Below are 12,964 nucleotides of genomic sequence, written 5' to 3'. Positions count from 1 at the left end.
GTTGTGCATACAGTGGGGCGCATGCTCTTCGATGCTGATCTGTCCAACGTCCGTGTCAATGACCCTTGGAAGCGCTACGACCTGTCCACCCTGAACCGCCTCCACGATGCCGAAGCCGCCGTCGTGGGTGACACTCTCGGCCACCTGACCACGATGGCGGGCCGGATCCGCCGCATCACCGGCGAAGGCAGCGCCATCGGCAACGCATTCCCGATCAACTGCACCCCTGGTGACAATCTCGGCGTGTGGCGCGCGCTTGACGACGCGCAAGAGGGCGACATCTTCGTCATCAACGCCCGCGGAGCTGACGGATCGGCCATCATCGGCGGCCAGATCGCCCGCATGATGGTGGAAGCGGGCGTGCTCGGCTGCGTCGTCGACGGACCTGTCCGCGATGTGAACGATCTGGAAGAGTACGGCCTGCAGGTCTTCGCCACCGGTACGACGCCGATGGGTCCGACTCGTTTCGGCCCGGCGGAGGTGGGCTACCCGGTCGCCTGCGCTGGCACGGTGGTCAAAGGCGGGGACCTCATCATCGCCGACAACGACGGTGTCACTGTCGTCCCTGCCGGCCGCATCCAGGAAGTCCTCGACAACATCGCCGATTCTGAAAAGAAAGAGAAGGACTTCTTCCGGAAGATCAGCGAGGAATGGGTGCCCGCCAAGAGGCGCGGTGACATCGGCCAGGATAACCCGGGCACTGTCACTCCCGAAACAGAAGAGGAAGTCGACGAGGAGCGCTAAACCCTTAGGGGTGCAGGACTAGCGTTCACGCAAGCGGGTCAGCACACGAATCTGCAGCAGAACCGGGTAGAAGTGGAGGACAACCCCGGCCAGCAGAAGGACTATCAAAGCCACCCACCCTCCGGACGCGCCAGCCCAGATTGCGGTCGCGGCATGAAGCAGGAACCCCCACCCATGGCCAGCAGCGGCCGACTTCATGTGTCGTGGGTCCCAGCGGTCTCCCTCTCCGGTCGCGCTATCCTCCCGCATAGCGAAGATGAGCTTGTTCCAGCCGATCCGCGATAGGAGAGAATTGAACTGCGAGACTCCCCATCGACGAGAGGTTTCGTGTGACATGGACATTCGATCCCACAGGGAGTGCGGGATATAGCGCTCTAGCGAATTGCCGACGAACGGCGCCCATCCGAATCCCGTGAGAGTCACCATGAGGACGAAGATTGCGGAGTGGGCGCTCGTCGCATCAGCGACAATGACAAGGCCCCCGACGGCAACCACCGTTATGACTACGGCGATCACGCCAACGCCGCCTGCGCACTGATGGACATAGGTTGTCAGTTTAAAGCTGGGGGCAGCGGGGGCGTCGATAAGCAAAATGCCCTGCCCTGAACAATGCAGGCAGGGCATTTCGTGTGGCGGAGGATGTGGGATTTGAACCCACGAGGGTCGTGAAACCCGCACGCGTTCCAGGCGTGTGACATAGGCCGCTAGTCGAATCCTCCAGCGACGTTGCTCTGCTCACCGCAAGGCGGTGAACAGCGTCGAGCAACCACTTTAACCGATTGGAGACGGTGTACAAAATCCCCGGGCGGAACCGGGTTGGGTGCAGGTAGGCGTGGTTTTTGAATCGGCTTGCCCGAAACGATAAGCTGGTGCGCAGGATCTCACGCGGTGCTTATCTTGTGAACTCCCCCAGGGCGGGAACGCAGCAAGGGTCAGCGAGCTCTGGCAGGTGCGTGAGGTCCCTTTATTTTGCGCGTACACGCTCGGGGGCGGTGTCCGTCCGCTGATCGCGGGTACGCTGGACGTGGCAAATTAAACTTACCCATTCCCCGTTTAGCCGAACGCAAAGGATGTGATCGCCAATGTCCCTTCTGGATCTTGATCAGGCAGCTCGCGACGAGCTCGCGCAGCAGGTGCGCGGCGAGTACGAGGCGCTCAAGGCCCGTAACCTCAACTTGGACTTGACGCGCGGTAAGCCGTCGTCGGAGCAACTGGACTTCTCCAACGAACTGCTGGAGCTGCCGGGCCGCGAAAACTACACCGACAAGTCGGGCACGGACGTGCGCAATTACGGCAACCTGCAGGGCATCACGGACATTCGCGAGATCTGGGGCGAGCTCATCGGAGTCAACCCGGAGAACCTGTACGCGGGTGATTCATCGTCGCTGAACATCATGTTCGACCTGATCTCCTGGTCCTACACCTTCGGCAACAATGACTCGGAGCGTCCGTGGCGCGAAGAGGAGACAGTGAAGTGGATCTGCCCGGTGCCGGGCTACGACCGTCACTTCGCTATCACGGAGAAGTTCGGCTTCGACATGGTCAACGTGCCGATGCTGGAGGACGGCCCTGATGCCGATGCGATTGCCGAGCTGGCAAAGGATCCGGCTGTGAAGGGCGTGTGGGTCGTGCCGATGTACTCCAACCCGACGGGTGCGACTGTGTCGGAGGAGGTTGCGCGCAAGCTCGCCACGATGGAGACAGCCGCGCCGGACTTCCGCATTGTGTGGGACAACGCGTACGCCGTGCACACGTTCAAAGATGAGTTCCCGCCGATCATCGATGTGCTGTCGATCGCCGAGGAGGCTGGCAACCCGAACCGTTTCTGGGTGATGAGCTCGACCTCCAAGATCACCCACGCCGGTGCCGGTGTCGCGTTCTTCGCTTCTTCGACAGAGAACCTGGACTGGTACGCCTCTATCGCGGGGATCCGTGGAATCGGCCCGAACAAGGTCAACCAGCTGGCCCACGCGAAGTTCTTCGGCGACGCCGATGGCGTGCGCAACGTAATGCGCAAGCACGCCCAGTCGCTGGCCCCGAAGTTCGAGGCTGTGCTGGAGACCCTCCGGAACCGCCTCGGCGAGTACAACGTGGCGCGCTGGACGGAGCCGGAGGGCGGTTACTTCATCTCCCTCGACGTCGTCGACGGCACCGCCACCCGCGTCTGGGAGCTGGCCAAGGAAGCCGGCATCACTTTGACCAAGGCGGGTTCCGCTTTCCCGCACGGCAAGGACGACAATGACCGCCACATCCGCCTGGCGCCGTCGTTGCCTCCGCTGGATGAGGTCCGCACCGCCATGGACGGCGTGGCCACCTGCGTCCTGCTCGCCGCTCTGGAGAAGCTCGAGCGCTAGTGGCACCCGAAGAGACCATTGAGTGGCTGACGAATGTCGTCGGCCCGATTGAAGTGCGCGAACTCGCCGGGTTCCCGATCGCGCTGGCGCAGGCAATGCCGCTGGCCGCAACGGTGGGTTTCAGCGCGGAGGACACGGGCCTGACCCTCGACTCCGACGGGGTCACGTCCGTGCGGTGCGAGCTGGTGTGCGGGGGAGGAAGTCCAGAGCAGCGCGCGATGGCGCTCGCGGGGACGTGGAACACGCTGCGTGACGCCGCGAATCCCGCACAGCCTGGGGAACTGTTGCCGCAGCTTATCGACGATCCCGACCTCACCGTCCACCACGGCCTCCTGCGCGAACCCCAGCTGTTCGACCAGGGGACACCGACATTCACGGAGCCTGGGCAGATGACTCTGTTGCTGGAACTGGTGCTGCTCACCGACGATGAGTATGAGATCGTCTCCGGGCAGGGCCCCGACGTGCTGGAGCGCCGTTTGCGCCGCCGGCGGACCGATCTTGCAGACTGGGGACGGGACTAGCTCACGACTAGCCCACCACTAGCCCACGCCGCGTTCCGACAGGTACATCAAGATCGCGCGCACGCGCCGGTTCTCCGTGTCGGGGTGCAAGCCCAGCTTGGCGAAGATCGACGAGACATGCTTCGCCACCGCAGCACCGGAGAGGTAGAGCTTGCCGGCGATCTCTGCGTTCGACAACCCCTCCGCCATGAGCTCGAGGACCTCGCGCTCCCGCGGGGTGAGGGTAGTCAGCCACCGCGAGCTCGCGGCCATGAGCGCGCCGGCGACGTCCGGGTCGATCACGACTCCTCCTGCGGCGACAGTCTCACAGGCGGCAACGAAGTCCTTGACCTCGGCCACACGGTCTTTGAGCAGGTAGCCGGTGCCGCCGCCACCGCCGGCGAAGAGTTCGCGCGCGTACGTCGCGGCGACGTACTGAGACAGCACCAGCACGTTGACGGCTCCGAAGGTTTCGCGGAGGGTGAGGGCGGCGCGCAGGCCGTCGTCACGCATGTCCGGCGGCATCCGCACGTCTGTGATCACGAGGTCAGGGCGCTGCTCATCCACGACCCCTGCCAGCGACGGCGCATCGCTGACCTGTCCGACCACCTCGTGCCCGCGCCGGGTGAGCAGCCCGGCGACACCTTCGCGCAGCAGCGCAGAGTCATCCGCGATCACGATCCGCATTGCGCCACCCCGCTTTCACCGCGGAAGAGGAGCAGCGGGATCCGCGCGATGACAGTCGTGGGGCCGCCGCTCGGCGAGTTGAGCTCGACGGATCCGCCGAAAGCTGCGATCCGTTCCCGCATCCCGTCCAGCCCGCCGCCAGGGCGGAAATGGGCGCCACCGTCGCCGCTGTCGGTGACTGCGACGTTGAGGGTGCGGTCGCTGGTGATCAGCACGTCCACAGCTGCGCCGGGCGCGTACTTCGCCGCGTTGGTCAGTGCCTCGGCGGTGAAGAAGTAGGCGGCGGCGAGGACGGAGGCGTCGATACGCGGAAGGGCATGCGGGGCGCGCACAGAGACGTGCGGGCCGTATTGGGCAGCCGCCGTTTCGATCGCTGCGACAAGGCCACGGTCGGTGAGCTCGCGCGGGTGAATCCCGCGGACGGTGCGCCGCAGTACTTGAAGGCCTTCGGTGAGGTCGCGTGCGGCGTCGTCAAGCAGCGGCGAGTCCACCTCAAGTCGTGCCTCCCCGAGTTTCATGGCGGCAGCAACGAAGTACTGTTGCGCGCCGTCGTGGAGGTCGCGCTCGATACGCAGCCGCTCGATTTCGTACGCTTCTGCGATCCTGCGCCGCGACGCCGTGAGTTGGTGGATCGCCGCGGCTGAGGCTGCTTCGTGGTTCTGTTTGCGCCACATGTGTCACACAGTAGCGGGGTAGTGCTGGCACTACCCTTATTCGGGAGTCCGCACCATGGTCCGTGACTGCAGCCGGAGGTGAAATGGAAAGCATGCTTGAACTACGCGACATCACGAAATCATTCACCCAACAACGGGTTCTAGAAGGCATCAGCCTCACCGTCGAGGCCGGCCAGTCGGTGGCTATCATGGGACCGTCCGGCTCGGGCAAGTCGACCCTGCTGCACTGCATGTCGGGGGTGCTTGTGCCGGATACCGGCGAGATCCTCTTCAACGGGCGCAATATCGCATCGCTTAACGACGCCGAGCGTTCCGAACTCCGCCTCGACCACTTCGGCTTCATCTTCCAGGACGGGCAACTCCTCCCCGAGCTGACCGCGAAGGAGAATGTGGCGCTGCCGCAGATTCTGCGCGGCACACCCCAGAAGGACGCGCACGCCGCGGCAGCCGACATTCTCGGCAGGCTGGGCATGGGTGACTTTGTGGACCGTTTTCCCGGCCAGCTCTCCGGCGGCCAGGCGCAGCGCGTCGCCATCGCCCGCGCTTTCGGCGGTCCGCCGCTGGTCGTCTTCGCCGATGAGCCGACCGCCGCGCTGGACCAAGCAACCGGGCACGAGGTCATGCAGCAGATCACCGCGATCACGCGCAAAGCCGGGGTGACGTTGGTACTGGTCACCCACGACCCGAACATCGCCGCATGGTGCGACCGGCGGATTGAAATCCGCGACGGCTTGATCCACTCGGAGGCGGCGGCATGAGCGCAACGACCTTGATGAAAGCTGCACGGTCCCAGTCGCGCGACGCCCGGGCGCAGCGCAACAGCGGCGAGCGCTGGGTAGGGGCTTTGTCCCTGGCGGCGTTCACCCTGTCCACGTGGATGCTGTTGACCCTTGCCGGCGGCACATGGATGTTCTTTGAGCGGCACCGCAACCCCCACGCGGAGATTGCTGCAGGTGCTGAAGAGTTTGGAACGCCGTTCTCTTCGAGCTACGTGTTTCTCGCCCTGTTCGCCGGCATTCTCTTGCTGCCTACGTTGCTAGGCCTGCTCACCCAGGCCGCGCGCACGAACCTGGGCGGGCGGGAAGAACAGTTGGCCGCGCTGCGTCTCATCGGCGCAACTGCGCGCCAGGTGCGCGGCATGATGACCCTCGACGCGCTGCGGCAGGCGGCCGTCGGATTGGTGCTCGGCACGGCACTCTACCTAGCCACGGTGCCTGCGTGGTCGCTGCTGACCCTGCAGAAAAAGCGCATCGGCACGTGGGAAATGTTCACGTGGTGGCTCGTGCCTGCAGTATGGCTACTGGTGCTGGTTCTCGCCGCTGGTTCCGTCTGGCTGGCGCTGCGCCGGGTGGCCATCACCCCGCTCGGCGTGGCCCGGAAAGTCCCGCCCAAGGGCCAAAGCGTCGTTGTTCTCGTCCTGTCGGTGATTGCGGCTATTGCGCTCTACCGTGTGCTCTCCAGGCTCTCTATTACACCAGGTTCGGATGCGCTCGAATTCGCCATGGTGCTTATGATTGTCGGCTTCATTCTGGTGATCAATGGGGTCATCGCGGTAGGGATGATTCAGCTCATCTCGCGTCTGAGCTACGGAATGCCCGGTGCCGCGAACTACGTGGCCACCAGAAGAGTTGGCCGCGGGGTGCGCACCACGTGGAAGCGGGTGACAGCGTTGTTCTTCGTGTCTCTCATCGCCGGTGTCGGCAGCTGGGCCGCATCGGTCCCGGTGTTAGAAGTCGATCCGGCCACTGCGATGATGACCACGGATATCAGTACAGGCCTGGCGATCACGGCGGTCTTCGGTGCCGTGTTGCTGGCCGCCTCGACCCTGCTCACCCAGTCGCTGTCCGTTGTTGAGCAGAAGCAATTGACCCAGGCGCTTTATTTCATCGGTGCACCGACGAGCTTCCACACCCGCACCGCGGTGCGTGAAGTCGGCGTGCCCATGCTTCTCGCGATGGTGATGGGGTTCTGTATGGGCGCACTCATGGGGTCGATCGTCGTCGTGGTCTACGCGGACGTCGGCAAGCATCTCGCACTGTTCGCCGCATTGATTCTGCTGGCCTTCCTCGGCTGCGTCGCAGCGGTGGCGGCAACCGGGCCGCTGCGCACCAAGGTTCTCGCGGAGACGGGCCGGCTGAACGACTAAACACTGAGGTCGGCGACAGTGTCCGGGGCGAATAGTAGGGTTAGTGCCGTGGCTCTCTACAGGAAGTACCGCCCAGGCTCGTTCGCCGAGATGATCGGGCAGGACCAGGTGACCCGCCCGCTGTCGACCGCGCTGGACAACGGGCGGATCAACCACGCTTATTTGTTCTCGGGGCCGAGGGGTACGGGCAAGACGTCGTCGGCACGCATTTTGGCGCGGTCGCTGAACTGCGTCGAAGGGCCGACGTCGACACCGTGCGGAGTGTGCGCCTCGTGCGTGTCGCTCGCGCCGGGTGGGCCGGGCAACCTCGATGTGACAGAGCTTGACGCCGCATCGCACCGCGGTGTGGAGGACATGCGTGCGCTGCGTGAGAGCGCCATGTTCGCGCCGGCGGAGTCGCGCTATCGCGTCTTCATCGTCGATGAGGCGCACATGATTACCCGCGAAGGCGCGAACGCCCTGCTCAAAGTGGTGGAGGAGCCGCCGGAGCATCTCGTATTCATCTTCGCAACGACGGAGCCGGAAAACATCATCGGCACGATCCGTTCGCGCACCCACCACTACCCATTCCGCCTGCTCACGCCGAACGCGATGCGCTCACTACTCGAGCGCACAGTCGCGGCCGAGGGCGTGACTGTCTCCGACGACGTGTATCCACTGGTCATCCGTGCCGGCGGCGGTTCCCCGCGTGACACGCTGTCCATCTTGGATCAGCTGCTCGCGGGCGCAGGCCCCGACGGGTTGACCTACGATCTCGCGTTGCCGTTGCTGGGGGTCACGGATCTTTCGCTTATCGACGCGACTGTCGACGCCCTCGCCGAGCGCAACCCTGCAGCCCTTTTCCAAACGGTGGATGACGTCATCGAAGCCGGCCACGAACCTCGCCGCTTCGCCATCGACCTGCTTGATCGGTTGCGCGACCTGATGATCCTGCGGGAAGTGCCCGACGCCTTCGACCAGGGGCTTGTCGACGCACCGACCGACCGCGCCCAGATCCTTGCCGCCGAAGCCGACTCTTTCACCGGCACCCAGCTGGCGCACCTGGCCACAGAGGTCAACGAGCGACTCGGGATGCTGCGCGGCGCGACCTCCCCTCGCCTGCTGCTGGAAATCATGATGGCGCACCTGCTCGGCGTGTCCGCCGGCACCCAGGCCCCAGCTGCCATTACAGGTCTGGAGGAGATTCGCGATGCCTCCGCTGAAGCTGTCGGCATGGGTGACCAGCCGCGCGGTGCCGCCGCTGCGCTCGCGGCCGCTGCCGCGGTGCAGGCCACAGCCGACGTAGTGTCGCAATCCACGCCGGCGCCGCGGGAAGCGCCCAAAGCGCAGCCTGCACAACCCCAGCAGAGCCAACAGTCGCGTCCGGCACAGCCAGCCCCGTCCGAACCTGCCCAGCCATCGGCGCCGGAGCCGCAGGAACAGACTGCGCAGCCCGCTCAGCCGGAGCCGGAGCAGCCCGCTCATCCGGAACCGGGGCAACCGGAGCGTGAGCCTTCGCGCTCCGAGCCTCAGGAGCAGGCTGAACCGCGAGAGCGTGCCGAACCGGAGCCGACGGAACCGGTTTCGGAGGCAACGTCGGACGGTAGTGATGACAGCGCCAGCGATGACCTTATGGACCGTATTCACCGCGAATGGATCACGCTGCGCCAGTTCGTGGGCGAGCGCAACAAGGTCGCGGAGATCATGCTGACCGAGGCCAAGCCGTTGGGCATGGAAAACGGCACCCTCATTGTCGGCCACAACACCGGCGCTTTGGCCAACGCCATCAATTCCGAGCACAACAACGTCGACATCGTTGCTGCGTTCGCCGAGAAACTCGGCACTGAAGTCGCCGTGCGCTGTGTGGTGGGTACGGACCCAAAAGCCGCGGGCTTTGAGCCCCAACCCCCACCGAAACGCAACGAGTGGAAACCGACCCCGCCACCAAATCCAACGCCGAGCCAGCCGGCGGTGCCTCAGCCAGAGGCGAGACAGGAGCAGGAGAAGAACCCCGACGAAGTCCGCGCAGAGAATCCGACAGATACGGCTGACGGTTCCGCCGCTCAGGACAACCCGTCGGTGACTCCGGAACCCGCTCCCGCGCCTGTGGAAGACGACGAGAGCCAGCCCGACGCCGGGACGGACGAACCGGATGCGGTGCCGGACGGCTCGGAGGAGACGTCGGCACTTGCAACGGAGTACGCGGCGACTCAAGAGGGCCCGGCCCAGAGTGCACTCACCCAAGAACTCACCGGGGCAGCAGCTGCAGCGGCTGCGGCAGCTGCCGCGGTAGGTCGTCGATCCCGTAACCGCGACTTCCAGGGCTTCAGCGATGGCACCCCGTTGCCGCCTGAGCCTGCCGACGATTTCCCCGACGCGCCCGATGAGGAACCCGCCGCCTACTCGCGCGAGGACGAAGAGCGCGACATGGTCGATCAGTCCCAGGAGGCTGGAGAGCTCGATCGCCGCAACCCGACGGAAATGGCGATGGAGTTGCTTGCCGACGAGCTCGGCGCCCGTCCCCTGTAAGCCCCCTGGCGCTTCTCGCTACACTGGTGTGAAACGAAATCAAAGGAAAGGCCAACAATCATGACTCAGCCCGATCAGCCCGGTATGCCCGATATGCAGGAACTCATCCGCCAGGCGGCTGAGGTTCAGGCGCAGATGCAGCGCGCGCAGGAGGAAATCCTCGCGACCAACGTGCAGGGCACCGCTGGTGGCGGCCTGGTGACCATCACGATGACCGGTGGCGCAGACATCACCGACCTGAAGATCGACCCGGAGGCTGTTGATCCCGAAGATGTGGAGACCCTCCAGGACCTGATCCTCGCCGCATACCGCGATGCGCACACCAAGGCTGGCCAACTCGCCCAAGAGAAGCTCGGCCCGCTGACCCAGCCGGGCGCGGGTGAGGGTAACGACTTCACCCAGATGTTCGGCGGCTAGTAGCCGACGGCCGACTGAGGTCGGCACTATCAAACAGGGCCTTTCGGGGCCCTGTTTGCGTTTCGGGGTGGTGTTGGCGACCTCCGGGGTCCTCGGTGGCAACCGGCCGGTGGGTGAGTGACTAGTATTGCAACGGTGTTTGAAGGCCCGCTGCAAGATCTGATCGATGAATTTTCCCGCCTGCCCGGTGTCGGACCGAAGTCGGCGCAACGGATTGCGTTCCACCTGCTCAAGACCGATCCGGAGGACATTGACCGGCTCCGCGCGGCGTTGGGGGCAGTCCGTGACGGGGTGACCTTCTGCCGGATCTGCAGCAACGTTTCCCGCGAGGAAGTCTGCCGAGTCTGTGCGGACTCGGGGCGCGACGCGGGACTGATCTGCGTTGTCGAGGACGCAAAGGACATCCAGGTCATCGAGCGCACAGGGGAGTACACGGGCCGTTACCACGTGCTCGGCGGGGCACTGGACCCGCTGGCGAATGTCGGGCCGAAGGACCTGTCCATCTCGTCGCTGTTGCAACGGATTGGCGGGGTGTTGCCGGACCGCGATCCGGATGACGCAGATAGCATCCCCGAGATTCACGAGGTCATCTTGGCCACCGACCCCGATACAGAGGGTGAGGCCACAGCGTCCTACTTGGCTCGGCTGCTCAAGGACTTCCCGGAACTGACTGTGTCGCGGTTGGCATCGGGCATGCCGCTCGGCGGGGATTTGGAGTTCGTGGACGAACTCACCCTTTCCCGCGCGTTGTCCGGCCGCCTCACTTTGTAGCCGCTGGTTCCTCACCCCGCCAGCACGCTCGCCTGGAATACTGCTGGAGAATATAAGACAGATCGCACCCTTTTGACCTGCGTGTCTGTGTGAGCAGTATTCCGGAAAAGGGCCAGTAGTATTCCAGCGCGGAAAGGCGGAAGGGGGAGGTTAGCCTTTCAGGCGCTCGAGGCGCAGGCGATCGACCTCGGGAAGCTCGAGGGGCGCGAGGTCGGACAGGGGAATGTCTAGCGCCTGGGCGAGGATGAGGTCCGCCAGTTCAGGGTTGCGGGCCAGCGCCGGGCCGTGCATGTAGGTGGCGATCACGCTGCCTTGGACAACCCCTTCGACGCGGGCACTGCCAGCACCGCCGCCGTTGCCGTTGCCGGTCCGGACGGTGCCCAACGGCTCGGCGTCGGGGCCCAAGACGGTGCCTCCGAGGTGGTTCTCAAAACCGGTCAGCGGCTGGGTCAGCTCGCGGGTGATGCCGGCTTTGGTCGGGGCCGAGGAGACTTCGCCGATGGAGCGGGTGGATAGGGGGGTGGTTGTGGCGTCGATAAGCGACAGGCCGTCGACGGCGGAGCCTTGCGCGTGGAAGGAGACACCGAGTACTTGCAACCCTGCGCACACGGCGAAGATGGGGCGGCTTGCAGCAGCGGCGCGGGTGAGGCCGCCGTCGGCGCGCAGGTGCTCCGCGGCGAGAACCTGGGCTGCGTCCTCACCGCCGCCGATGGTGTAGCAGGACAGGTCGTCGGGAACCGGCTCGCCGAGCTTGATCGGCACAATGTCGGCGGTCATGCCGCGCATTCGGGCGCGGCCGCGCAGGACGAGCGCGTTGCCGTCGTCGCCGTAGGTGCCTAGGACGTCAGGCAGGACAAGGCCAATGCGGATGTTATCCACGGGCGGACTCCTTCGTCAGCGCGTTTTTCAGGTTGAGCAGCGCGGTGTAGTTGGCCAGGACCTCGACGCGGCCGGGCGGGCAGGCCTGAATCGCCTTGACGGGGTCGTGAATGAGCTCGTGGTCGATGCCGGCGTAGAGCAGGCGGACGGCCAGGTCGGTTCCGCGCTCACCGGCGGCCTTGACGGACATTCCTTCGAAGTCCTCGAACTTCACGTCCCACAGCCAGGACAAGTCCTCACCGTCGCCCTGCTGGCCGTTGACGGCGATGACCAGGCCGTCAGCATCGCGGTCGACCATGGACAGAGCCTCCTGCCAGCCCGCGGGGTTCTTGGCCAGCAGCAGGCGCGCGTGGTGGTCGCCGACGGTGATGGTGGTGTAGCGGCCGGCGACGTCGTCGATGCTCTCTGTGGCGGCGATAGCGGCGTCCTCGTCGACCCCGAAGGCCTCGACAGCGGCGGCCACAGCCTGGGCGGCGTTGCCGCGGTTCGCGCGTCCTGGCAGAGCAAGCTCGAGCGGGTAGGTCCCGTCGGGGCCAGTCAGGCCTTCGTCGGTAACGGCCCAGTCGGGGGAGGGGCGGCGGAAGTCGCCTGTGGTGGCGTACCAGTCGTCCTCGTCGCGCACGATGTGGCCGGCCCCGCGGGGGTTGGACACAGAATCACCGAGCCAGCCTGCGCCAGCGGAAACCCACACGACATTCGGTGCGTCAAGAGCCACCGAGGTCATCAGGACATCGTCGCAGTTCGCGATCACGGTCATCTCCGGATGCTTTTCGACGCACCCACGCAACGCCCGTTCAATCGCATTGATCTCCCCGACCCTGTCGAGCTGGTCCCGCGACAGGTTGAGCAGCACGAGGGCTTCCGGCTTGAGCCGGTCGGCAATGGCGGGAACATGCAACTCGTCGACTTCGAGGACAACGTGGGATGCTGCGCCGTCAGCAAGCAGAGCCGAGATGATGCCCGCGTCCATGTTGTCGCCGCCGTCATTGGTGGCCACCGTGTACTTCGTGCGCAGCGCCGCCGCGAGCATGCCAGTCGTAGTGGACTTGCCGTTGGTGCCGGTGACCAGGATGGTCGGCCGGCCCGCGAGCCCCTCGAGGATGTTCGGGTCGATCACACCGGCGACAAGGCCGCCGATCATGCCGCCGGCCCCGCGGCCGGTCGCCCTCGAGGCAGTGGTGGCTAGTTTTGCGGCGGACACTGCGGCCCGCGAACGCAGGCGGGCAAAGGCGCTCCTGCCGCCGGTGGTGCTCCGGCTCGTGCTTGAACTCATGGGTAGAAACT

General features: G+C 65.2%; 13 protein-coding genes, 1 tRNA gene and 1 other RNA gene. 9 read left to right on the top strand and 6 right to left on the bottom strand.

Annotated elements, in window-relative coordinates; translation table 11 throughout:
• Positions 1-21 precede the first annotated feature (21 nt).
• A complete protein-coding gene (locus tag HMPREF0291_RS02265; RefSeq protein ID WP_005287318.1) occupies positions 22-744 on the top strand; it encodes an RraA family protein in 723 nt (240 codons plus the stop codon).
• An 18-nt stretch (positions 745-762) separates the two neighbouring features.
• Here the strand turns inward: HMPREF0291_RS02265 and HMPREF0291_RS02260 are convergent, their stop codons facing one another.
• Positions 763-1,260 carry a glycosyl-4,4'-diaponeurosporenoate acyltransferase CrtO family protein gene (locus HMPREF0291_RS02260; protein WP_040424010.1) on the bottom strand — a complete coding sequence of 166 codons (498 nt, stop codon included), beginning with the start codon at positions 1,258-1,260 and terminating at the stop codon, positions 763-765.
• 114 nt (positions 1,261-1,374) lie between these two features.
• Positions 1,375-1,463, bottom strand: a tRNA-Ser gene (locus HMPREF0291_RS02255).
• A gap of 153 nt (positions 1,464-1,616) precedes the next feature.
• Here HMPREF0291_RS02255 and ffs point away from each other — a divergent pair.
• The 3 genes from ffs (at position 1,617) to HMPREF0291_RS02245 (ending at position 3,619) form a co-directional block, all read left to right on the top strand.
• Positions 1,617-1,713, top strand: an RNA gene (gene ffs, locus HMPREF0291_RS11405) — signal recognition particle sRNA small type.
• Between the two features lie 113 nt (positions 1,714-1,826).
• Positions 1,827-3,098, top strand: coding sequence for an aminotransferase class I/II-fold pyridoxal phosphate-dependent enzyme (locus HMPREF0291_RS02250; RefSeq protein WP_005287311.1), 1,272 nt, complete (start codon positions 1,827-1,829; stop codon positions 3,096-3,098).
• Entirely contained in the window at positions 3,098-3,619 is a 522-nt protein-coding gene (locus tag HMPREF0291_RS02245) for a suppressor of fused domain protein (RefSeq protein ID WP_005287308.1), read from the top strand. The genes HMPREF0291_RS02250 and HMPREF0291_RS02245 overlap by 1 nt, the downstream gene beginning before the upstream one ends.
• A gap of 18 nt (positions 3,620-3,637) precedes the next feature.
• Here HMPREF0291_RS02245 and HMPREF0291_RS02240 read toward each other — a convergent pair whose 3' ends face one another.
• Both HMPREF0291_RS02240 and HMPREF0291_RS02235 read right to left on the bottom strand, forming a co-directional pair.
• A complete protein-coding gene (locus HMPREF0291_RS02240; protein WP_005287305.1) occupies positions 3,638-4,285 on the bottom strand; it encodes a response regulator transcription factor in 648 nt (215 codons plus the stop codon).
• Positions 4,273-4,959: a sensor histidine kinase gene (locus HMPREF0291_RS02235; RefSeq protein ID WP_005287303.1), complete on the bottom strand. Its 687-nt coding sequence runs from the start codon at positions 4,957-4,959 to the stop codon at positions 4,273-4,275. Before HMPREF0291_RS02235 ends, HMPREF0291_RS02240 begins: the two co-directional genes overlap by 13 nt.
• Before the next feature lie 83 nt (positions 4,960-5,042).
• On the opposite strand from HMPREF0291_RS02235, the gene HMPREF0291_RS02230 reads away from it, so the two are divergent.
• From HMPREF0291_RS02230 to recR, 5 genes are all read left to right on the top strand, one after another.
• Positions 5,043-5,717: an ABC transporter ATP-binding protein gene (locus tag HMPREF0291_RS02230; protein ID WP_005287301.1), complete on the top strand. Its 675-nt coding sequence runs from the start codon at positions 5,043-5,045 to the stop codon at positions 5,715-5,717.
• On the top strand, positions 5,714-7,105 hold the full coding sequence (locus tag HMPREF0291_RS02225) for an FtsX-like permease family protein (protein ID WP_005287298.1): 1,392 nt from the start codon (positions 5,714-5,716) through the stop codon (positions 7,103-7,105). The genes HMPREF0291_RS02230 and HMPREF0291_RS02225 overlap by 4 nt, the downstream gene beginning before the upstream one ends.
• Before the next feature lie 48 nt (positions 7,106-7,153).
• Complete coding sequence (locus HMPREF0291_RS02220) at positions 7,154-9,613, top strand: DNA polymerase III subunit gamma and tau (RefSeq protein ID WP_005287294.1); 2,460 nt, start codon at positions 7,154-7,156, stop codon at positions 9,611-9,613.
• Between the two features lie 60 nt (positions 9,614-9,673).
• Positions 9,674-10,030 carry a YbaB/EbfC family nucleoid-associated protein gene (locus tag HMPREF0291_RS02215; protein ID WP_005287292.1) on the top strand — a complete coding sequence of 119 codons (357 nt, stop codon included), beginning with the start codon at positions 9,674-9,676 and terminating at the stop codon, positions 10,028-10,030.
• Between the two features lie 135 nt (positions 10,031-10,165).
• Positions 10,166-10,801 (top strand): recombination mediator RecR, encoded by a 636-nt coding sequence (recR, locus tag HMPREF0291_RS02210; protein WP_005287289.1) that lies wholly within the window; start codon positions 10,166-10,168, stop codon positions 10,799-10,801.
• Positions 10,802-10,951: 150 nt separating this feature from the next.
• On the opposite strand, the gene HMPREF0291_RS02205 is transcribed toward recR, so the two are convergent.
• Together HMPREF0291_RS02205 and HMPREF0291_RS02200 are read right to left on the bottom strand one after the other, a co-directional pair.
• Positions 10,952-11,680: a type 1 glutamine amidotransferase gene (locus HMPREF0291_RS02205; RefSeq protein WP_005287284.1), complete on the bottom strand. Its 729-nt coding sequence runs from the start codon at positions 11,678-11,680 to the stop codon at positions 10,952-10,954.
• Entirely contained in the window at positions 11,673-12,953 is a 1,281-nt protein-coding gene (locus tag HMPREF0291_RS02200; RefSeq protein WP_005287280.1) for a Mur ligase family protein, read from the bottom strand. Before HMPREF0291_RS02200 ends, HMPREF0291_RS02205 begins: the two co-directional genes overlap by 8 nt.
• Positions 12,954-12,964 lie beyond the last annotated feature (11 nt).

The organism is Corynebacterium genitalium ATCC 33030, from assembly GCF_000143825.1.
Classification (GTDB): Bacteria; Actinomycetota; Actinomycetes; order Mycobacteriales; family Mycobacteriaceae; genus Corynebacterium; species Corynebacterium genitalium.
The sequence above is the reverse complement of the archived record's forward strand: the minus strand, read 5'-3'. Positions and strand labels throughout refer to the sequence as shown.

Coding starts and splice junctions, on each gene's coding strand:
- HMPREF0291_RS02265 (WP_005287318.1), top strand. CDS start 22: ATGCTCTTCGATGCTGATCTGTCCAACGTCCGTGTCAATGACCCTTGG.
- HMPREF0291_RS02250 (WP_005287311.1), top strand. CDS start 1,827: ATGTCCCTTCTGGATCTTGATCAGGCAGCTCGCGACGAGCTCGCGCAG.
- HMPREF0291_RS02240 (WP_005287305.1), bottom strand. CDS start 4,285: ATGCGGATCGTGATCGCGGATGACTCTGCGCTGCTGCGCGAAGGTGTC.
- HMPREF0291_RS02235 (WP_005287303.1), bottom strand. CDS start 4,959: ATGTGGCGCAAACAGAACCACGAAGCAGCCTCAGCCGCGGCGATCCAC.
- HMPREF0291_RS02230 (WP_005287301.1), top strand. CDS start 5,043: ATGGAAAGCATGCTTGAACTACGCGACATCACGAAATCATTCACCCAA.
- HMPREF0291_RS02225 (WP_005287298.1), top strand. CDS start 5,714: ATGAGCGCAACGACCTTGATGAAAGCTGCACGGTCCCAGTCGCGCGAC.
- HMPREF0291_RS02215 (WP_005287292.1), top strand. CDS start 9,674: ATGACTCAGCCCGATCAGCCCGGTATGCCCGATATGCAGGAACTCATC.
- HMPREF0291_RS02200 (WP_005287280.1), bottom strand. CDS start 12,953: ATGAGTTCAAGCACGAGCCGGAGCACCACCGGCGGCAGGAGCGCCTTT.